At 60.3% G+C, this 927-nt stretch carries 1 protein-coding gene; it reads left to right on the top strand.

Features of this window, described 5'->3' with window-relative positions:
* The coding region (locus tag AC1RUR_RS38325) for a transposase (protein WP_492853343.1) at positions 1–861 on the top strand (861 nt) is incomplete at its 5' end.
* Positions 862–927: the final 66 nt, after the last annotated feature.

Consider the following 927-nt stretch of genomic DNA (forward strand, 5'->3'; position numbering starts at 1 on the left):
GCGAAGGTAACAAGGCTTACCGAGAAGTTGACGAAACTGAAGGAGGAGATGGGCAAGCTTGGCGTTTGCGAGAAGCAGATGCTCGCGTCGCCTGACCAGCAAATCTCACTGACCGATCCCGACAGCCGTTCGATGGCGACGAGCGGCCGCGGTTCTGGCGTCGTCGGCTACAACGTGCAGGTCGCCGTAGACACCGAGCACCATCTGATTGTGGCGCACGAGGTAACGAACAGCGGCTCAGATCGGGCACAACTTGCCAACATGGCCAAGCAGGCGAAGGGTGCTCTCAAGGCTGAGACGCTCGAGGCCGTTGCCGATCGCGGCTACTTCAGCAGCACGGAGATCCTCGCGTGCCACGAGGCCGGCATCACGGTAACTCTGCCCAAGCCGCAGACGTCTGGCGCCAAATCGGAGGGGCGCTTCGGTAAGCAGGATTTTGTGTATTTGCCAGAGGAGGACGCCTATCGCTGTCCAGCTGGGGAGCGATTGCCGTATCGCTATACAAGCGAAGAAGACGGCAAGATGCTGCGGCGCTACTGGACCACAGCCTGTCAAAATTGTGCGCTCAAATCGCAATGCACGACCGGGCCAGAGCGGCGGATTACGCGATGGGAGCACGAGCATTTGCTCGACGCTGTGCAGCAGCGCCTCGATGCAAACCCACAAGCCATGCGCCAGCGTCGCGAGACGGTCGAGCATCCGTTCGGCACGATGAAAGCCCGCATGGGGGCGACACACTTCCTCACCAAAACGCTTCCAAAAGTGGCCGCTGAGATGGCTCTCTCGGTCCTCGCCTATAATCTGACACGGGTCATGAACATCGTCGGAGCCAAGCCGCTGATCGCTGCGATCGCGGCCTGAGACAGGCCCGGTTCCTGGCTTCTCTCCGACTTACCTGGGAAGGGCGTTTTTACACAGCCAAGACCC

The organism is Bradyrhizobium sp. GW821-FHT12B03 (genome assembly GCF_058807535.1).